This window comes from Pseudomonas idahonensis (assembly GCF_037903935.1).
GTDB lineage: Bacteria > Pseudomonadota > Gammaproteobacteria > Pseudomonadales > Pseudomonadaceae > Aquipseudomonas > Aquipseudomonas danubii.
Genome location: NZ_CP149586.1, coordinates 4,578,761 through 4,599,225 on the forward strand (window position 1 = coordinate 4,578,761; position 20,465 = coordinate 4,599,225).

12 protein-coding genes and 1 pseudogene are annotated in these 20,465 nt (G+C 62.3%); 6 read left to right on the forward strand and 7 right to left on the reverse strand.

Features of this window, described 5'->3' with window-relative positions:
• Together WIN67_RS20655 and WIN67_RS20660 are read right to left on the reverse strand one after the other, a co-directional pair.
• Entirely contained in the window at positions 1-2,448 is a 2,448-nt protein-coding gene (locus WIN67_RS20655) for a hybrid sensor histidine kinase/response regulator (RefSeq protein ID WP_110651511.1), read from the reverse strand.
• 121 nt (positions 2,449-2,569) lie between these two features.
• Entirely contained in the window at positions 2,570-3,352 is a 783-nt protein-coding gene (locus WIN67_RS20660; RefSeq protein ID WP_102864605.1) for a sulfite exporter TauE/SafE family protein, read from the reverse strand.
• Positions 3,353-3,649: 297 nt separating this feature from the next.
• Between WIN67_RS20660 and WIN67_RS20665 the strand changes: the two genes are divergently transcribed.
• Positions 3,650-6,280, forward strand: coding sequence for a hypothetical protein (locus WIN67_RS20665; protein ID WP_110651332.1), 2,631 nt, complete (start codon positions 3,650-3,652; stop codon positions 6,278-6,280).
• A gap of 27 nt (positions 6,281-6,307) precedes the next feature.
• Here WIN67_RS20665 and WIN67_RS20670 read toward each other — a convergent pair whose 3' ends face one another.
• The 4 genes from WIN67_RS20670 to WIN67_RS20685 all read right to left on the reverse strand — a co-directional run bounded on the left by WIN67_RS20670 (position 6,308) and on the right by WIN67_RS20685 (position 11,193).
• Entirely contained in the window at positions 6,308-6,838 is a 531-nt protein-coding gene (locus WIN67_RS20670) for a DUF3087 domain-containing protein (RefSeq protein WP_102881875.1), read from the reverse strand.
• A gap of 147 nt (positions 6,839-6,985) precedes the next feature.
• Entirely contained in the window at positions 6,986-8,470 is a 1,485-nt protein-coding gene (locus WIN67_RS20675; RefSeq protein WP_339069970.1) for a PepSY-associated TM helix domain-containing protein, read from the reverse strand.
• A 53-nt stretch (positions 8,471-8,523) separates the two neighbouring features.
• On the reverse strand, positions 8,524-10,692 hold the full coding sequence (locus tag WIN67_RS20680) for a TonB-dependent receptor (RefSeq protein ID WP_339071732.1): 2,169 nt from the start codon (positions 10,690-10,692) through the stop codon (positions 8,524-8,526).
• Between the two features lie 114 nt (positions 10,693-10,806).
• The gene (locus WIN67_RS20685) at positions 10,807-11,193 is read right to left on the reverse strand and encodes a DUF2946 domain-containing protein (RefSeq protein WP_306399327.1); all 387 of its coding nucleotides are present in this window, start codon (positions 11,191-11,193) and stop codon (positions 10,807-10,809) included.
• A gap of 499 nt (positions 11,194-11,692) precedes the next feature.
• Between WIN67_RS20685 and WIN67_RS20690 the strand changes: the two genes are divergently transcribed.
• The 5 genes from WIN67_RS20690 (at position 11,693) to WIN67_RS20710 (ending at position 18,975) form a co-directional block, all read left to right on the forward strand.
• Complete coding sequence (locus WIN67_RS20690; protein ID WP_025129830.1) at positions 11,693-12,211, forward strand: Hcp family type VI secretion system effector; 519 nt, start codon at positions 11,693-11,695, stop codon at positions 12,209-12,211.
• A 195-nt stretch (positions 12,212-12,406) separates the two neighbouring features.
• Complete coding sequence (locus WIN67_RS20695) at positions 12,407-14,938, forward strand: type VI secretion system Vgr family protein (RefSeq protein ID WP_339069971.1); 2,532 nt, start codon at positions 12,407-12,409, stop codon at positions 14,936-14,938.
• Entirely contained in the window at positions 14,935-16,650 is a 1,716-nt protein-coding gene (locus WIN67_RS20700; RefSeq protein WP_339069972.1) for a hypothetical protein, read from the forward strand. Before WIN67_RS20695 ends, WIN67_RS20700 begins: the two co-directional genes overlap by 4 nt.
• Positions 16,647-17,798 carry a T6SS immunity protein Tli4 family protein gene (locus tag WIN67_RS20705; protein WP_339069973.1) on the forward strand — a complete coding sequence of 384 codons (1,152 nt, stop codon included), beginning with the start codon at positions 16,647-16,649 and terminating at the stop codon, positions 17,796-17,798. The genes WIN67_RS20700 and WIN67_RS20705 overlap by 4 nt, the downstream gene beginning before the upstream one ends.
• A gap of 208 nt (positions 17,799-18,006) precedes the next feature.
• Entirely contained in the window at positions 18,007-18,975 is a 969-nt protein-coding gene (locus tag WIN67_RS20710) for a T6SS immunity protein Tli4 family protein (protein ID WP_339069974.1), read from the forward strand.
• A gap of 142 nt (positions 18,976-19,117) precedes the next feature.
• Here WIN67_RS20710 and WIN67_RS20715 read toward each other — a convergent pair.
• Positions 19,118-19,508 (reverse strand): annotated as a pseudogene (locus WIN67_RS20715) (hypothetical protein).
• Positions 19,509-20,465 lie beyond the last annotated feature (957 nt).

Genomic DNA, 20,465 nt, shown 5'->3' on the forward strand with positions numbered 1-20,465 from the left:
TCACAGCGGCGGGTCGTTGCCGATCGCGGCACTCAAGGCCTGGGCCAGGGCCGCCACCGAGTAGGGTTTCTGCAGGAACACGAACTCCCGGGTCTGGCCCTGGGCCAGGGCCGGGCTATAGCCGCTGGTGAGGATCACCGGCAACCCGGGGTAATCGCTGCGGATGCGAGTGGCCAGTTCGATGCCGCTCATGCCGGGCATCACCACATCGGAAAACACCGCCTGGAACACCCCCGGCTCCTGGCTCAGGCGACGCAGCGCCTCGATAGCGCTGGTGGCCCATTCGGTCTGGTAGCCCAGCTCGTTCAAGGCCTGGGCCAGCAGCACGCCCACCTCGGGATTGTCTTCCACCACCAGCAGCGTGGCCCCCTGGCCATCCACCTGCAGCGGCCCCGGGCGAGGGGCCGCTACCGGGCTGACCACAGCTTCGGAGCGCGGCAGGTACAAGGTAAAGCGCGTGCCCTGCCCCGGCTGACTGTGGACCACCAGGCCACCGCCAGACTGCTTGGCAAAACCGAACACCTGGGACAGGCCCAGCCCAGTGCCCTTGCCCACCTCCTTGGTGGTGAAGAAGGGCTCGAAGATCCGCTCGATCTGCTGCGGGTCGATGCCGGCACCGGTGTCGGTCAGGGACACCGCGACAAAGTCGCCGTTCTGGGCGCCCTGGCTGGCGCTGGCGGGAATCTGCGCCACCCGCTCCACGGCAATCACCAGCAGGCCCTCGCCCTGCATGGCGTCCCGGGCATTGACCGCCATGTTGATCAGCGCGGTATCGAACTGGCCGGCGTCGGCATGGATGCAGCACGCTTGCTGCGGCAGTTCGATACGCAGTTCGATGCAGGCGCCGATCAGCGGATTGATCATCTGTGCCAGCAGTTGCACGCTGACGCCGACGTCGAAGGTTTCCGGGCGCAGATTCTGCTGGCGGGCATAGGCCAGGAGCTGGGCGGTGAGCTTGCTGGCGCGGTCCACGGTGTCGGAAATCGCATCGATGTACAGCTGCCGGCGCTCCTCGCTGAGGTTGCGTCGCAACAGGTCGGTGGACGAGCGGATCACCGTCAGCAGGTTATTGAAGTCGTGGGCGACCCCACCCGTCAGTTGCCCCACCGCCTCCATCTTCTGTGCCTGACGCAAGATGTCTTCGGTCTTGCGCAGTGCCTGCGCGGCTTCACGCTCGGCCTGAATGTCACGCCCCACGGCATGCAGGTGCTGGGGGTCGGGCACGGCACTCCAGGACACCCAGCGATAGCTGCCGTCCTTGTGCCGAAAGCGGTTTTCCACCCGTGAAAAACTCTGACCCAGCGCCAGTTCGGTGCAGGCGTTGACCGCCGCCACACTGTCCTGGGGGTGGATGAAATCGTAGAAGCTGCTGCCTTCGAGTTCGTGCCGCTGCCAGCCCAGCAGTCGGGTCCAGGCCGGATTCACGGCGACGATGCGCCCGTTGAAATCCGCCACCAGCATCAGGTCGGTGGACAGTTGCCAGATCCGGTCGCGCTCCTGGGTGCGCTCCTGGACCCGCTGCTCCAGGGACTCGTTGAGGCGGCGTAATTGCTCCTCGGCCTCGCGGGTGGCGGTAATGTCCCGGGAGATGCAGAGGATCTTCTCCGGCTGACCGGCCTCATCGAGCATCGGCGTGACCTGCACATCCCACCACTTGGCGTTGCCGGCCAGGGTGTTGGCGGCGCCCTGGAACCGCGCCGATTCCCCGGCCTGGGCAGCGGCGATGGCGGCCTGGGCGTCAAGGTTGCCCTGGCCCTGCCAGAAGTCCGGCCAGGGGCAGCCGGCAATGGCGTTGAAGTCGCTGACCTCCATGACCCGTAGGCCACCCTCGCTCATGAACGACAACTGACCATCGAGATCCAGCACCTTGATGCAGTCATTGCTGCTGGCCAGCACCCGGGTATTGAGCTCGCGGGTCTCGCGCAGGCGCGACTCGGTGAGCCGGGCGTGCAGCCCCAGGCGCACCCGCGCGGTGGTTTCCACTGTGTGACAAAGCACCCCCAGCACCTGCTCCTGGCGCTCGTCGAATATCGGGCTCATGGAAAACGACCACCAGGTCAGTTCCTCTCCGGGATAGCGCTGCATGTTCACCGGCAGGTCTTCATGACGGCAGGCCTGGCCGCGAAACGCCTGCTCGACCATGGGCTGCACATCCGGCCAGGCATCGGCCCAGAGCGTCTCGATGGTCTGCCCCAGGGCATGGGCCAGGCGCGGCCCCAGCACCGGACGATAGGCGTCATTGAAGAAGAACTGCTTCTGCGGGCCCCATAGCAGGTACAGGCTTTCAGGGGATTCGAGCACCAGGCTCAAGGTGCTGTGCAGCAGGCTGGGCCAGTGCTCCCGAGGGCCCACCGAGGTCTGCGACCAATCGAACTGGCGGATGGCGGCACCGGTCTCGCCGCCGCGCCAGGTCTGGGGGGCGGCACCATCAGCAGAGGAAATAGTCATGGACTGCATCACACAAGGGGAAAAGGGGCTGCGCCGCCCATCAAAGGCCTGCGCAGGATAACTGACCCCTGGAATCCACGGAAGTTAGCAGGTGACGGCGAGCATGGCCCAGCTGTGGGCCTCAGAAGGCCAGCTTGTAGCCGATGGAGAACAGCATGACCGCCAGGCATGGGCGCAGGATCTCGTCGGAGATCCGCCCGGTCATGTGGCTGCCGATCCAGATCCCCGGCAGTGAGCCCATCAACAGGAACCCCAGCAGGTGCCAGTCCATGTTGCCCATGCTGGCATGACCCAGGCCGGCCACCAGGGTCAGGGGCACGGCGTGGGCGATTTCGGTGCCCACCAGGCGCTTGGTGGCCAGGAACGGATAGAGGATGAACAGCGCCACAGTGCCCAGGGCGCCGGCGCCGATGGAGGTCAGCGCGACCATGGTGCCGAGGATCAGCCCGGTGACCACGGTCAGGCCGTTAAGGCCGCGGGGGCTTGGCTGATAGTCGCTGCCGTGACGCTGGGCGAAGGCCATGAGCTTCTTCTTGAAGACGATGGCCAGGGCCGTGAGCAGCAGGACGAAGCCCAGCCCTTGCTTGATCACCGAGTTCAAGGCTTGGGGATCGGAGTCCAGGTTGTTCAGGAACCCTAGGGTGGCCAGTACCGCCGGTACGCTGCCCAGGGTCAGCCAGCCGGTGATGCGCCAGTCGATATTGCGGTTCTTCTGATGTACCAGCACCCCACCGGACTTGGTGATGGCGGCGTACAGCAGGTCAGTGCCCACGGCGGTGGCCGGGTTGATGCCGAACCAGAGCAGGATCGGGGTCATCAGCGAGCCGCCGCCCACCCCTGTCATGCCCACGATGAATCCCACTACCAGGCCTGCGATGACAAAACCGAAATTACCCACATCCATCAATAAAACCCTACAAATCACACGGCCAGGTAAAAAACTGGCGGCAGCATAGCGGCTAAAGCTTATGTCCATTTATATGAATAAAATCTAACGTTATAACCAGGGCCATTTTTTCCATGCACCAGACGCATCCAGCGCCCGCTGCCCTTGCATCCGCCACATACCCATCCAGCCCTCCCTGACCCCCCGGTGACATACACCGCAACCTGCGCATCCGGTATTCTGCTGGGCGCTCGCCGGGGCAACCGATCCTGAGCTCACTCAGGTCCCGCCCCTTTCGTTTTCCAAGGAAGGCCCATGACACCCGACTCGACCCTCTACCAGATCGAGCAACAGCGCATCCGTTTCAGACGCCTGAGCCTGCATCAGCAAGCCCCCGGACCCAGCACGCCGCAGCGTGGCAACTGGGGCCTGGCGTTGTCCGGGGGCGGCATCCGCAGCGCCACCTTCTGCCTCGGCGTCCTGCAAGCCATGGCCCGGGCGCCGGCACCGGCGACGGCCTCCACGGCCCCACTCCAGCCCGCGCCTGAAACCGCCACCGAGCACAGTCTGCTGTCACGCATCGACTACCTGTCCACGGTCAGTGGCGGCGGCTATATCGGCAGCTTCTTCTCCAGCCTGTTCCTTCCCGGCCGCCTGCGTGAGCCCGATCCCCAGGACCCGGTGGGCCAGGCCGCCCGCGATGCCTACCAGGCGCTGCGCTTCGAGCCGCCGGGACGTATCAGCACCGGCGTCGACTACGCCCAGCAGCCCGTGGGCCAGGGCCCGGGCGCCTGGCTGCGGGAAAACGGCCGCTACCTGACGCCCACCGGCTCCGGCGACATGCTCTATGCCCTGGCCATGACCTGGCGCAACTGGCTGTCGCTGCACGCCATGATCGGCATGCCGATCCTGTTGATGCTCAGCCTGCTGACCCTGTTCCAGGTGCTGAGTCAGGCCAGCCTGCTGTTGTGGCCGCTGATGGCCGCCCTGCTGTTCGCCCTGCCCTGCGCCGTGGCGTACTGGCTGGTGATCCCCCAAGGCGATCTGGACCAGCCGCCAAACCTTGGCAACCCGGCCTTGCGCTTCATGCTGGCGATCGTCACCGGCCTGTGGATCGGCGGCGCCCTGGCCTATGACGTGGCCCAATGGCAGGTGGTGGGCACCCTGGCCCTTGGGGCCGCCCTGGTCGGCAGCAACGCGCTGCTGATCACCCACCGGCTGGTCCGTCGGCTGGCGGATCACCGAGACCCGGCCAAGGACAGCACCTGCAACAACTGCGTGCGCAACTACCGGGTGCAGATCACCCGCGCCCTGGGGCGAGCCATGGCGGCAGTGGCCATTCTCGCTTTCCTGGCCCTGCTGGTGACCGGTGCCGAAGCGTTGTATCGCTACCTGCTGGACTATCAGGCCCTGGCCACGCCCCTGCTGCTGGCGCTGCTGATGTGGCTGGTGCGCCGCCTGGTGCTGCTCAAGGATGAAAAGCCGCTGCCCGACTGGATGCGCAAACTGCCCCTGGATGTCCTGGCGCTGGTTGCCGGATGCCTGCTGATGAGCCTGCTGTGCCTGTGCTGGGCGCTGCTGGTGCAATGGGTCGCCCATGACGCTGGCGCCATCAGCTACAGCGCCGCCGCTGCCTGGCGCCTGCTGGCCCTGAGCCTGGTGACCGCCTTGCTGGTCTGCGTCAGCGGGCGCTTCATCGGCTTTCTCAACACCTCGTCGCTCCAGGCCTTCTACAGCGCCCGGCTGACCCGCGCCTACCTCGGCGCGTCCAATGGCCGGCGCTTCAACGGCCCGCCACAGCAGCGCCGCACCTACCTCAGCGTGGCCGAGCCGATGTCCAGCGACGACCTGTCGCTGCAGCAGTACTACGCCACCCCCAGTGCCGGGCCGGTGCACCTGATCAACGTCACCATGAACCTGACGGTGGACCCCGCCGAGCAACTGGTGCAGCGCGACCGCAAGGGCAAGCCGTTGTGCATCGCGCCGAACTGGGCCCCGTCAACCGAAGGCAGCGTCGCCAGCGACGGTCCGGCGGAACGCTACACCCTCGATGGCAAGCCCTACCGCCGTGACCTGAGCCAGGGCCCGGCCTCGGAAATCATGAGCCCCCTGAGCCTGGGCCAGTGGATCGGCGTCTCCGGCGCCGCCTTCAGCACCGGCCTGGGGCGAGCCAACAGCCTGGGCATGTCGCTGATCCTGGGGCTGGCCAACATACGCCTGGGCATCTGGTGGCCCAGCCACTTCCTCGATCCCGGGCAACAGCACTGGAAGCCCCGTGACCTGAAGCCCTGGACCTACTTCGGCACCCAGGCCTACCTGTTCTATGAGCTGACCTCGCGGTTTCATGGACATCGACGCGACTACCAGTACCTGTCCGACGGCGGGCATTTCGAAAACACCGCCACCTACGAGTTGCTGCGTGAGGGGCGCGGGGTGGAACTGATCGTCACCTGCGACAGCGGCTGCGATCCGGATTACCAGTTCGACGACCTGGCCAATCTGGTGCGCCTGGCGCGCATCGACCAGGCCCTGGAGATCCGCGAAGACCCGGGGGTACTGGCCCACCCCCAACTCAAGGCGCTGTTCGGCAGCCTGGAAGAGTTTCGCCAGCCACCGAGCGCCGACAGTCACAAGTGCGCCTTGCTGCTGAACGTCTACGCCCATAGCCCCGACACCCAGGCGGACATCGCGGCCACGCCCCACTGCCGGATCCTGGTGCTCAAGCCGCGGCTGATCGCCGGGCTGACACCGGACGTCGTCAACTACGCCCGGGCCAACCCGGGCTTTCCCAACCAGAGCACGGTGGATCAGTTCTTCGACGAGGCGCAGTTCGAGAGTTATCGCCAGCTGGGGCTGCATATCGGCCAGCAGCTGTTTGGCCGCAGTGGCCAGTCCAACGAAATGGCCGAGGCCTTGTGGCGTTACCTGGATGATCCGCAGCCTTGAGGAAGGGCCAGCGGATCAACCTGAACCTCAGCGCGGCTGGTGCACCTTGACCGCTTCCAGCCACTGCGCCTCCAGGCGCTCCTGCTGTGGGTCGATGCCCTGCTCGGCCAGCAACGCCAGGTGGCGCTCCACTTCACCCAGCATCTGTCCGTGGGCACTGGAGTTGGCGTCCAGCTGATGCATCTGGGTCAACCCCAGGTGATAGAAACGCAGCAGCTTGAGGGCCGCCGGATCGCCCGCCGCCACCCCGGCGGTGACATGATGCATGACATTGGTCACCCGCATCAGGCTGCGCTTGAGGCGCCAGCCATAGACCGCCGAGGCCATCCACGGCTGGGTCCAGAACACCGTGCGCAACAGCACGGCGCTGATCACCAGCCCGGTGAACACGCCGCCGGCATTCCACACCAGGTTATCGCCACCGGGCTGGCCGAACACCGCCACCGCAGCGCTGGAAAACAGCATGGCCAGGGCGATGAACACCAGGGCGATGATCAGGGTGCTGCGGCGGGTTTGCCGACGGTAGAGTTCGGGGTCCTGCGGGGTGATGACGAACATGGGTGCGATGGGCTCCGGAAGCAGTAGGGAAATGAGCAGGCGGGCATTATCACCGCTGGGACCGGGAGCGGTGGCTTAAATCGTCGGCGAAGGGCAGAAATACTGCATAACCCTGATCCAGGTCGCGGTATTGCGCCCTCCCCCGCCTCAACGCCGACGCGCACGCAATGCACGCCCCAGGCGGCGCCAGCCCAGCACCACACCGCTGACGCTGATCAGCAAGCCTCCGGCGCTGAACAGGATCATCCACAGGTCCCACAAGGGGCGGTTGGCCAGCAGCGGCAGCCAGTCCCAGCTGTGCAGCAGGCCGAACAGCCAGCGCGAGGCGCGGCGCGGCTGGTCCAGTTGCCCGACGATGGCGCCGGTGTGCAGGTCCAGGTGCAGCCAGGTCTGGGCCGGGTCGTCGAAGCGCACCCGCAGTACCGGCAGGCGCTGCTGCAAGTGGCCCATCATGCTGTGGGGCTCGCGGGCGTAGTAATAGAAATCGTAGGCAGCCAATTGCTGGACAACCATCGGCCGCTCGGGGCGAATGGCCCAGGCCGCTTGGCGCAAGGTGTCGGGGTTGAACTGGCGCAGCACCTGCTGATCGTCCATGGCCAGAATCCGCGTGCGTCCGGCACCGTCGTAGCCGATCACATAACCCTTGCCGCCGATCATCCGCCACTCCAGTTCCCGGGCCTGCAGGCCGTCATCGGCAAAGCGTTGCAGGGCCTGGGCCGCGTTCAGGGGAAAGGCCGCGGCGTGCAGCGGTGCGCCTTGATAGGCCGCCACCGACAGGGGCTGGGAGCTGCTGAAGATTTTCCACGGGTTCATCGACATCAGGCCGCTGAAGATCCAGGTGATCAGCAGCACGCCGAACAGCATGCCGCCCACATGATGCCAGCGGGCAAAGCCCTGGTACGGCGAGTGCGAACCATTGCGATAGGTGCGCTTGAAACGCCAGCGCAGCACGCCCACCGCCAGGCCGAGCACGGCCATCAGGGTCGCGGCCAGGGACAGGTAAGTGACGATCGGCCCCCAGGCGCCATCGATGCCGATGCCCCGCAGCGGGTACAGCCAGTGCAGCCAAGCACCGATCCAGTTCCAGCCACGCTCGGTGGCAGTGGCATCGCGCACCACCTCGCCCGTGGTGCCGGAGACATACAGCAGGCGTCGTTCGGCATCGGCGGTGGCCACCCGCAGCAAGGGGCGGTAGGCGTCCAAGGCCCGGGACTGGCTCCACATGTCGCCATTCACTGTCCCGCGATCACGCACCGCCACACCGGGGGCAAACTGCCGGGCCGCGGCCAGGGCCTCGACCCGGTCAGTGGGCAGCGCCCGCAGGCCGCTATCGGCCTCGATCGCCACCTTGCGCGGTCCTGGGTATTCGAGGATATAGCGCGGGGCGCCGGCCACCGTGGTCAAGCGAATGCTTGACGGCGCCAGCTCGGGATCAGCAGCGTGCAGCACCTGTTTCAGCTCAATGGGTGCATCGTCCAGTTGCAGCACAGGCAAGCGTGACCAGTGTTCGGCGGGGGTCAGTTTGGGGTAGCCGACATACAGCATCACCACCCCGGAGATAAACCACAGGGCCATGAACAGGCAGGCAACAATGCCCAACCAGCGGTGCCAGAGGTACAGATAACGCTTCATCACAGGCTGCTCGCAAATGCGCGGGGCGCCATCGGACGCCCCGCGGTCTCAGGTTAAAAGCGCGTTTGCAGCGCCAGCTCGAAGGTCCGCGGCGCCCCCAGGTAGAGCTGGGTGGGCGCGGTAGTACGGGCGTAAACCTGATCGGTCAGGTTGCGCACCCGGCCGGTGATCCGCGTATCGGCATTCAACTGGTAGCCGACGAAGGCGCCGAAGATCGTATAGGCCGGCGCATAGCGGGTGTTGGCCGCATTGGCGTACATCGACGACACGTAGCGTGCATCGCTACCGACCTGCCAGGACGGCGCAATGTCATAGCTCAGCCACAGGTTGCCTACCTTGTCCGGGGTGTTGGTGGGGCTGTTGCCCTTGCGCGACACCGGCCGGCCGCCGACGTTTTCATAGAACTCGTCGTACTGGGCGTCGACGTAAGCGAAGTTGCCTTCGGCCAACAGCTTGGGCGTGACCTGCAACGAGCCCGCCAGCTCCACGCCCCGGGACGATTGCTGACCCACCGGCTGGCTGCTGCCGGGGTTGCTCGGATCGGCGGTGGACAGGTTCTTACGTTCGATGCGGTAGGCGGCCAGGGTCGCCGAACCACGGCCGTCGAGGAAATCGAACTTGCTGCCGATCTCCCACTGGTTGCCGGTGCTGAGGTCAAAGTCGCGCACCTGACCGTAGCTGGCGGTGGTCAGGATGCCTGCCGGCGGATCGGCAGCGGTGCTGTATTGCACATAGACGTTGGCCGCCGGGGTCAACTCATAGACCAGCCCCAGGCGCCCGGTGGTGGGCCGGTATTTACGCTGGAAGAACGCCGGATTGGCCTCGGTGACGGCGCGGTAATTGGTCACTTGCAGGTCGATCTGATCGTGGCGCAGGCCGCTGAGCAGGGACAGGCGATCGGTCAGTTGCAGGCGGTTTTCCAGGAACAGGGCCCAGGTGTTCACCTGGTTGCGGCGGTTTTTTTCAAAGCCGCGCTGCATGCCTGGCAAGTCCCAGAAGCTGCCCGGAGCAAAAGCGTCCGGATCGACCCCAGGCAGTGAGCCCGATACCGAGCGCGGGTAGTTGCTCATCACGTTGTGGCTGTAGTCGATGCCCGCCGACCACTGGCTGTCGAGGCCGAACAGACTGTTGTGGTGCAGCAGTTCGAAACGGTTGCCGTTGAGTTCCTGGGCGTGGCGCTGGAGCAGAATGCCAGAGCGCACCACCTGGCTGTTGTCACTCTTGTAGGCGTAGTTTTCCAGGTTGCGGTATTCGCGATCGGCGTTGTAGTGGTACAGGGTGTTGCGCACGGAAGTGCGGTCATTGACCTGATAGTCGATGATCGAACGCAGCCATTGCACCCGCTGTTCATAGCGACCGTCGCTGACGTTGTAGTTCTCGAAGCGCCGACTCTTGTCCACCTCCATCTTGCCCCCCAGCGGGTTCAGCGCCGGCGTGCCCCAGTAAGGGCTGTCGACGCTTTCGTTCTGGTACTCGTAGGCCAGGGTGTGGGACAGCTGGTCGTTGAAATCCGTCAGCAGGGAAAACGCCGTGGTCCAGGCATCGCGCTGTTCGCGGTCGACATAACCGTTGCTGGTGGTGTGGCTGACATCGAAACGCGCGTAGTGGCGCGGCCCGGCGCCGTCGTTCAGCGCATGGTTGAAACCCAAGGAAGTTTCGCGGCTGTCGAAGGAGCCATAGCTGACCCGCCCTTCATTGAACGACTCGGTACGCGAAGGCAGCTTGGTGATGTAGTTGATGGAACCGCCCACCGCGCCAGTGCCGTAGAGAAAGCTCGACGGCCCGCCGACCGCCTCGACCCGGTCGTAGATCCAGCTGTCCACGGGACGGGCGGCGATGGAGTCGTATTGCACGCTGATGCCGTTGAACAGCTGGGTGATCTGCGGCCCGGAGAACCCGCGATAGGAGACGAACCCCGGAATGCCCGGGGATGCCGCGGCGTTCATCCCCGGCACGCTGGCCAGTATGTCCTGGGTGTTGGCGGCGCCGCGCTGCTCGATCTGCTGGCGGTTGACCACATTGACCGTGGCCGGGGTTTCCCGCGGGGTCAGGCCCAGGCGCGAGCCGGTGGTGGTCTGGGTATCCAGTTGCAGACCAGTGGGTTGCACTTCATCGGCGCTGATGCGCGTTTGCGGCAATTGCAGCGTGCCCTCGGCCAGGGCATTGAACGACAGGGCACAGCACAGCGCCGCGCAACTGGGGGAGCGATACAGGAACTTCATGGACTCGGACTCGAAAAAATCATCAAACACCCCGGCCACCGTCGCCATCGTGACCGCAGACTTAAGTACCGGGAGATGAAAAAGACGCGACGCCAAGGCAATCGCGAAGCAGCGCTAGGCGCTCAGAGGGGGAGCCCGAGGATTGAGTGACGGCCAGGAGTAACGCGGCGGCGCCTTGCTGCCCCGCTCGACCTTGACCCGCGCCGAGTGCCGCCCCAGCAGCAGCCAGGCCAGACAGAACAGCAGCCCCAGGCCCAGGCTCACCGCCGAGCACAGGGGGCAGACAAAAGCCCCCATGGTGCTGGGGCCAGTCTTGTCGCTGGAGCTGTCATCCAGGGTCGATGCAGATTCGCCCAGGGCGTGACAGAACTGCCCACCCACGCCGGTGATTTCCAGTGCAGCCATCTGTCCATGACCCAGACCGCAGACGAACACGTTGAACAGCACGCAGAAATACAGCGTCCAGGCAATGTGAGGGCGATGTGCGGAAGAATGGGTCATGGCGGCAAGGTTAACAGTGAAAAACGCACTGGAAAATCACCCATGCATGGCGAGCGAAACTCATGGGCCCGCCTGCGGTGAGGTTGTGGCGAGCTTTATAGCCGACTCGCGAAGCGCGAAGGATCGGACCAGAACTAAAGTCGCCAGGTGAGCCCGCGCCTGGGCGGAACAATGCCGCCTATGCCCATGATGGCTTTTAGCCTTGATGCGCAAGAAGTTGCGCACTCAAATGTGAGTAAGCCTGTGGGCACATCGCTGTAAGCATGACGGTCAGGGCTCTACAGAGGAGTGCGCAAGAAGTTGCGCAGTACTGCGCAACTTCTTGCGCACTTTCTATAGGAATTCAGGCTGGAAACAGCCTGTTGAACCTTGAATTTCCATCAAGTGATTGATTGGCAAAGGGTATTGGCAAGTTGGCATGACTCTTGAGATATCCCTGGAGCCCGGCCGGCCATTCAGGCCTCCGGGTTTTCCGTATATCCAAGCAAGGAGAGCAACAATGGCAACCCCAGCGTACATGTCCGTCACCGGTACCAAACAAGGTCTGATCACCGCCGGTGCCTTCACCGCTGACTCCGTTGGCAACACCTACCAGGAAGGTCACGAAGATCAGGTCATGGTCCAGGGCTTCAGCCATGAAGTGATCATCCCCCGCGATCCGCAGTCCGGTCAGCCCACCGGCCAGCGGGTACACAAACCGGTGAAGATCACCAAGGTTTTCGACAAGGCTTCACCGCTGCTGCTCGCGGCCCTGACCTCCGGTGAGCGTCTGAGCAAGATCGAAATCCAGTGGTTCCGCACCTCCGCCGCCGGCACCCAGGAGCATTACTTCACCACCACCCTGGAAGACGCGATCATCGTCGACATCAAGGACTACATGCACAACTGCCAGGACCCGTCGAACGCGCATTTCACCCACCTGGAGGACGTCGAGTTCACCTACCGCAAGATCACCTGGACCCACGAAGTGTCGGGCACTTCCGGCTCCGATGACTGGCGTACCCCGGTCGCCGGTTAAATCCAGCGGCAGGTTCCAACCCATCGGTCAGCCGGGCTGATCGATGGGGTTCGCGCTCCCAGGCACGCCTGAGGAGGCACACCGGTCATCCGTTGGATGGGATGAGGCTCGGGAAAACCGAGCACCGACTGCACACTCCCTGATCGCTCGTGCTGTCAGGGGGGATGAGCACTTCACGAAGTGGAGGTGTGTGTCATGCGTCAAAGGGATTTGCAGTTCACGTTTTCCGTGCTGACCGCACAGGTGGCGTTCGAGGTTGTCGAGTTCACCCTGGAAGAAGCCTTGTCCGAGCCTTTTCGCCTGACGCTCGAACTGGCCAGCGACAACGGTGCCATCGATTTTGGCCAGATCCTCGACCAGCCGGCCTTGCTGACGATCTGGCAAGGCGGCCTGCAGGTGCGGCATGTTCATGGTTTGGTCAGCAGCTTCACCCAGGGTAAAACCGGGTTTCGTCGCACCCGTTACCGCCTGCTGGTGGAGCCGCAACTGGCTCGGCTGGCCCTGAGTTCCGACTGGCGTATTTATCAGCAGAAAACGGTGCCCGAGATCCTCAAGTCGGTGCTCGACGAGCACGGCGTTCTTGATTACCAGCCCTACATCCACACCCCGCATGCGCCGCGTGAATACTGCGTCCAGGCCGGTGACACCGACCTCTATCTGTTCGACCGCCTGTCCACCGAGGAAGGCCTGTTCTATTTCTTCAAACACGATGCCAACGCCCACACCCTGGTCCAGGGTGACAAGTTGTACGTCCAGGAGCGCATCCAGGGCGGGCCGGTGCTGTACTCCACCCAACCGGCCGGGGATGCCCCGCAACCGGTGCTGTACGCCTTCAGCTACACGGAAAACGTGCGTACCGCCGAGCAGACGCAGCGCGACTACAGCTTCAAGCGCCCGGCCTTCGACCAGCAGCAGCGCATGCTCGGCGATGACCTTGAACATCAGGCCCAGCACTATGAGCGCTACGATTACCCAGGCCGCTACAAGAGCAGCGCCGTCGGCCAACCCTTTACCCAAAACCGCCTGTTGGGCCATCGTCGCGATGCCCGGGTGGCGACGGTGGAAGGGGATGATCCACGGCTGATTCCGGGGTTTTCCTTCCAACTGACCGGGCACCCGCGGGGCGACTTCAACCGCTGGTGGCGCTCGGTGCGCATCACCCACAAAGGGATACAGCACGCCAGCCAGCAAGAAGAGGCCGCTGGCGCCGAGATGGGCGTGAGTTACGACTTCCGCGCCCAGATCATTGCCGAGGACTGCGAATGGCGGCCGAGGCCACTGCCCAAACCGGTCATTGACGGCCCGCAGATAGCCACGGTGGTGGGCCCGGAAGGCGAGGAAATCCACACCGATGAATATGGCCGGGTGAAAATTCAGTTCCCCTGGGACCGCGAGGGCAAGCACAACGGCTTCAGTTCCTGCTGGGTGCGGGTCTCACAGAACTGGGCGGGGGCGCAGTGGGGCCATATGGCAATCCCACGCATTGGCCAGGAAGTCATAGTCGACTACCTGGATGGCGACTGTGACCAGCCAATCATCACCGGACGCACCTATCGGGCCAGCCATATGCCGCCCTACCGCCTGCCGGATCACAAGACGCTCAACACCCTCAAGAGCAAGGAACACAAGGGCAGCCGGGCCAACGAACTGCGCATCGATGACACCACCCAGCAGATCAGCGCAGCCTTGATGAGCGACCACGGCAGCAGCGCCTTGCACCTGGGGTACCTGACCCATCCCCGGCCCGAAGGGGGCGCACCCCGTGGCGAAGGCTTTGAACTGCGCACCGACGAGCGCGGCGCCTTGCGCGCGGCCAGGGGACTGCTGCTCAGCACTGAAGCGCAACTGCAGGCCAATGCCGGGCAGCTGCAGCGTGGCGCGGCCATCCAGGTGCTGGAAGCCGCGCTGCAACTGGCCAAGGGGCTGGGCGACTACGCCGAAGACCACCAAGGCGTCGGGCACGACACCCAACCGCAGCAAACCCTCAGTGAGGCGGTGCGCGACCTGGGGCATGGCGCCAACGACGAGTCGCAGCAGAGTAACGGCGGCAACCCGGCCATCGCCCTGAGTGGCCAGGCGGGCATCGCCGCGGTGTCTCCCCAGAGCGTCACCCTGGCGGCGGGCGAGCATATCGACAGCGTCGCCCAGCAGAATCAGCAGCTCACCTCGGGGCAGAAATTTGTGGTCAACGCCGGTAGCGACCTGGGCCTGTTCGCCCAGAGCGGCGAGATGCGCCACATCACCCACCAGGGGCCGATGTTGCTGCAGGCGCAACAGAACAGCATTCGCCTGGAAGCGGATCAGAGCGTGGAAGTCAGCGCGGGCCAGCAGCACGTACTGGTGTCTGCCAAGGAGCACATCACCCTGATGTGCGGCGGGGCTTACCTGACGCTCAAGGGCGGCAATATCGAGTTGGGCATGCCGGGGAATTTTACGGTCAAGGCAGCCAAGCACTCTTCTATCGGTCCCGCACATGCCTCGACCACGTTCAACTCATGGGAGTCGACCCCGTTCAATGACGCCTATGTGCTGCGTGATGAAATCACCCTTGAGCCTCTGGCAAACACCACCGTAGAACTGCGGCGCGGCGACGGTGGGGTCACCACCCTCACGACCGATGGACAAGGCCGTCTGCCCAGGCAGCAGGACCTGGCCATGGATCAAGTCCAGATGCGCATTCTGGCCAAGGGAAATAGCTCCAACGACGACAGGGAGTCCACTGCATGAGCAGCCAAGCAGCCGATAACACTGAGGACGTCATCATTCCTCGCTCGCGCGACAATCTGGGGCGACCGGTCTACAAGACCCAACTGACCCGTACCGAGGACCAGCGTGAAAAGGTCCTGCTGGCGAGGCAGGCCGCGCCGATTCCGGTGATCTTCATTCCAGGCATCATGGGCAGCAACCTGCGCAACAAGAAGAACCAGAACAAGATCTGGAGTCCGCCGAATGCCAGCTTTTGGCCCACTGATGCCCTCCCCGCTCTCGCAGCCTTGGCTGTCTGGTGGGGCCGCGGCCCCAAGGATCGACAGAAGCTGCTAAAGCCGGAAAAAGTCGAGGTGGATGATCGAGGCTCGATTGATACGTGCTCATCCGGCCTGAGCAAAGAGGCGGCGCGCATTCGTGGCTGGGGGACGGTGATGCGCAGCGCCTACAACCCGTTCATGGCCCTGATGGAGGGCCGCTTGGACAGCATCGTCAGCCGACAACAGATCCAGCAATGGTGGAACACTGAAAGCCTGCATGAACCCGCAGCCTATGGCGAAGAACTGGGGCAGGCGACGCCCCTCAGCGAAGATGAACTGAAACAGGCGGGCAAGTATCAATTCGACGTCTGGTGCGCCGGTTACAACTGGCTGCAATCCAACCGGCAGTCCGCCCTGGATGTGCGTGACTACATCGAGAACACCGTCCTCGCCCACTACCGCGAACACGCAAGCGTCAGCCCTGAGCAGGCGGATCAGATGAAGGTCATCCTGGTCACCCACTCAATGGGCGGGCTGGTTGCACGCTCCCTGACCCAATTGCACGGTTACAAACGAGTGCTTGGCGTGGTCCATGGCGTGCAACCGTCAATCGGTTCATCGGCCATCTACCACCACATGCGCTGCGGCTATGAAGGTATTGCCAGCATCATCCTTGGCTACAACGCAGGCGAAGTGACCGCGGTGGTGGCCAATGCCCCAGGGGCGCTGGAACTGACGCCTAGCAACGAGTATCGGGAAGGTCGCCCCTGGTTGTTCCTGTGCGATGCCCAGGGGCAGGTCATCAAGGATATGGACGGTAAACCCCGCGCCTATCCGCAGAACCAGGACCCCTACGAGGAAATCTATAAGAGCACCGCCTGGTATGGGTTGGTGCCGGAGCAGAACACTAAGTATTTGGATATGTCGGAAAAGACTAATACCAATACTGAAAAAAGCCCTCGACATGAATTCAGCAAGCGGATTGATGCGGTTGCTGTGTTCCATCGTGAACTAACTGCAGCAAGCTACCACCCTGAAACCTATGCCCACTATGCGGCAGATGATGCTCGTCACAGCTGGCGAAACATGATTTGGCAAGGCAATCCCACTCCTCTGGAAACACCAGGCTCCGCGCTCAAGGATGACGAGACTGGCAGCTACAGCAGTTGGTTTCGCCGTGGCTTGCCAACCATTGTGCCAACGCTCGAAAACTGGACAGACAAAGAAGAGGACCAGTCTGGCAGTGGTGGCGACGGCACGGTGCCAACCGACTCCGGGCAGGCCCACAAGAAGGCGGGTATCAAGGCCAGCTTCCGCCAGGGCAGCAAAGGCGCGGGACAGTACAACACCGAAAAGGGCTACGAACACCAAGAAAGCTACAACGACAAACGAGCCCAATGGGCCGCGCTTTATGGCGTAATCAAGATCGCTCAGTTGGCTGACTGGCACCCTGATGACAAGGAGGGCTTATGACACTCACTCGTCGCTTGTTTACCGTTCTTGGCCTGGTCGCTTTAACCAGTGTGGCCAGCTGTACTTCGTTCTCATCTTCTCGGAGCCCCACCATGGATAAAAGTGGATGGATCACCCACTGTTACGGACGCTTCCTGATCGATTTTCCGCCACAAGCAAAGATCAACGCTGGATATGACTTATGGGGAATAGAAATTGAGGGGCTTGAAGACACTCCTACCTCCTTAGCGGCCAAGATCGATCAACGCGAGATAGAGCTGAAGAATCAAAGACATAAAACGATACAGAGCAGCATGTTTCTTCGCCGAGTAGATCTTGGTGAAGGAGCTACAGGACTACTCTCTTGGAGCTCAGATGCCAGCACGGAAATGTATCGGTTAGACACTTACCTGGTGTCTAAACCAGAAGGGCGGACATACTACCGAAAAGGAGAAATATCAGTTGATAGAGAGCACCGTGGCATTGAGATCGCTACCTCTCTGGCTCGTAACCTACGCTCTCGTGCCCCCAACGAAATCCCCACCGAACCGGGATTCTGTATCGACCGGGCCTATATCGCGGGTGACAGCTTTCAAAGTGAAGACTTCGATATAGGCGTGACCTTCCCGGAACACCCTAGAACCTTTTTATCATTCAGATCCAGCACCGGAGCCGAAGAAGATCGGTTACTGGATCGAGTAAGTGGCTTTCTGATGGGTGCGGCAAAGATGGTTGCAGGCATCGAGACCCTGCGAAAAAGAGAGCGTGGCGGTGCCATTCCCGCCGATGAGTACCTGCTGGCAGGCAGCGCAAAGGGCCAGCGCACCTACACCTTCCTCTGGGAAGCTCAGGGCAAGGACGAGTCGATCAACGAGCCCCATCTCAAGGTAGAACTGAGCGTGGAGGAAGCTGATGACGATGACGATGGCAAGCCAGCGGCTCCCGCTTTCAAGTCCGATAAAGCCGCACTGGAACTGTGGGATGCCATCATCGATTCGATTCGCCTGCGCCCGGTATCGGCTCCTGGACGCGACAACAATGCCGGCCTCCCCTCCCCGCCTAATGGTCCGCAACGGATGGCCAACAATCCATCGGTAGATGATGACTACGCCCTGGAAGAGTTCCTCGCTGAGCTGAAGCCTAAAGATAACTGGATGGATGATTTGTGATTTTCCTAAGGAAGAGCGCGCGACCACAGCACACTCGCCAATGGGCCGCATTATCTGACGTGATCAAGATCACTCAATTGGCTGACTGCCAGCTGGGTGCCAAGGAGGGTTTATGAAGCGCACTCATTGCCTACTAACGACCCTTGGTCTTATCGCCATGACTAACGTTATCAGTTGCACATCGACTTTTTCCTCTCGGAGCCCGGCCATGGACAAGAGTGGATGGATTACTCATTGCTACGGACGCTTTCTGATCGATCTGCCGCCACAGGCAAAGATCAATGCTGGATATTATCTGTGGGGCGACAACATCGAAGCGCTCGACGATAGCCCTGAGGCCTTAGCAGCCAGAATCGACAAGCGTGAGCAGAAGCTGAAAAGTGAACGCCATAGCAAAACACAAGAGGGCATGTTTCTAAGGCGGACTGAACATCAAAATGGTTCAGTTAGCCTATGGTCATGGGATTCAACGGCTAGCACCTTGTCATACAGAGTTGATTCATATTTGGTGACACCACAAAAAGGCTCTGTCTATTACTATTCGGGAGAAGTTACTTATGACAGAGAGAAAAGAGGATTAGAAATAGTTAATGATTTAGCCCGCAACCTACGCTCTCGTGCCCCCAACGAAATCCCCATCGAACCAGGATTCTGTATCGACCGGGCCTATATCGCGGGTGACAGTTTTCAAAGTGAAGACTTCGATATAGGCGTGACCTTCCCGGAACACCCTAGAACCTTTTTGTCATTCAGATCCAGCACCGGAGCCGAAGAAGATCGGTTACTGGATCGAGTGAGTGGCTTTCTGATGGGCGCGCTGAAGATGGTTGCGGGCATCGAGACCCTGCGCAAAAGAGAGCGTGGCGGCGCCATTCCCGCCGATGAGTACCTGCTGGCAGGCAGCGCAAAGGGGCAACGCACCTACACCTTCCTCTGGGAAGCCCAGGGTAAGGACGAGTCGGTCTACGAGCCCCATCTCAAGGCGGAACTGAGCGTGGAGGAAGCTGACGTCGATGACGATGGCACCCTACCAGATCCGGCTTTCAAGTCTGATAAAGCAGCACTTGCGCTGTGGGATGCCATCATCGATTCAATTCGCCTGCGTCCGGTATCGACGCCTTACAGCGATGGCAATGACCGGATGCTCAAGGCTGCAATACTGCAGAAGCAGCCTTGAGCAAAGCCCCTGAAAGGGCTGGCCTTAGCGGCGAAATCTTAAGCCGGCGTTACCGCAGCAACGGGTATGTCTCCCCATCCTTGTCGCCACTTCGCCGACGGCCACCACACTCTAAGTTCAAGAAGACCGGGGGACTCGGGCTTTACGAGCGCGGCTCGTCCGAGCATGAGCAGACACCTCGCGGGCTAGCGTCCAGCAACGCCTCCACCACCGCCCGGGCGGGCCATCTCCACGGAATGCACCATGGACCAGATCAGCCCGCGCTCGATGCCGCTGCCCTGCTGGGTGATTTCATCGCAGACCTCTTCGGCGCATTTGAGTAACAACGACACATGCGCCAACGCCTCTTCAGCACTGACGCCTGGGCGCACGCTGAACAGCGAGTCGGCAGAAACAGGTTTGGCTTGGGTGTTGCGCTGGAACAACACGGGGTCCTGCGGTTGTCGAGCCAGAGCCACGCGCAAGGTGGCGTTGGCGGCCTTGAGTTCGGGATCGCGATAGGAAGTGGGTGGATCGGGGACGAGCTTTTTCATGGTCTAACTCCTTGCAGATAAAAGGAGCCAACACCGTTCGCTTGCACACGAATAAGGTGGCAGCCGTACGCAGGTGTGCAAGACCGAGTCTGCAAGGACACCCGGCAGATCCGAAGATCTCCCACGCACGGCCGCCATAACGCAGCGGACATGAAAACGACCAATCAGTGCTGATCGTTTGTGCGCCTTTGCAGAGTTCGGACTTGCACATCCGAGCCATCGATTTGGCGATGGCTCCAGCACCCTAGCCCGCCCATCAGGCGCATTCAAGCGGCCGGCAGTTTCTCGGATTTGCCTTACAAAAGAAAGCGAATGGGCGTAGTTCCAAGCACCTTTCAGCACTCTCTGAAACAGCCAAAGATTTGTGGCGATAGCGTTTTCCCCCGGCGGGTTAGCTTGTCAGCAACCAGCCCGCTCACCGTCCCGCCGCATTGTTTTCGTATCTGCGATGTACCTGATGCACCGCGCCAACTGGCCGGGCGATGCTCGCCCGTTCGCAGCCTTCGGCAGCTCCTACAAGGGAAGGTGCTCCCCCCATTCCCGCTCCAGGCCGGCCGCAAGGCCGCCGTCTGGCTCTTGATCTTGATCTTGATCTGAACGCCCCGTTAACCACGATGGCCGAACGCAGGCATTGAGCCGTGGGTAACCCGGCAGGGATGCCGGGTTAGCCGCCACCCGGCCATGGATGGCCGGTGGCGGCGGCCCACGGATCAATGCCGGAGTGAGGGCATGCCGAGCCTAGGCGAGGCACCGAGTGGAGGGGCAGAGCGTTTTGCTTACTTTTGCGCTTTTCAAAAGTGAGTCGCTGTAAGAGCGAAACCATAAGTGGTCGTTACCGCAGCAACGGACATGCCCACCAACAAGACCGCCCCCTCATGCTCCACGACCACCACGCCCCCAAACAGGCCCCCACCCCTCACCACAACAAGCCCCCCACCCAACAGAAATGCCTATCGC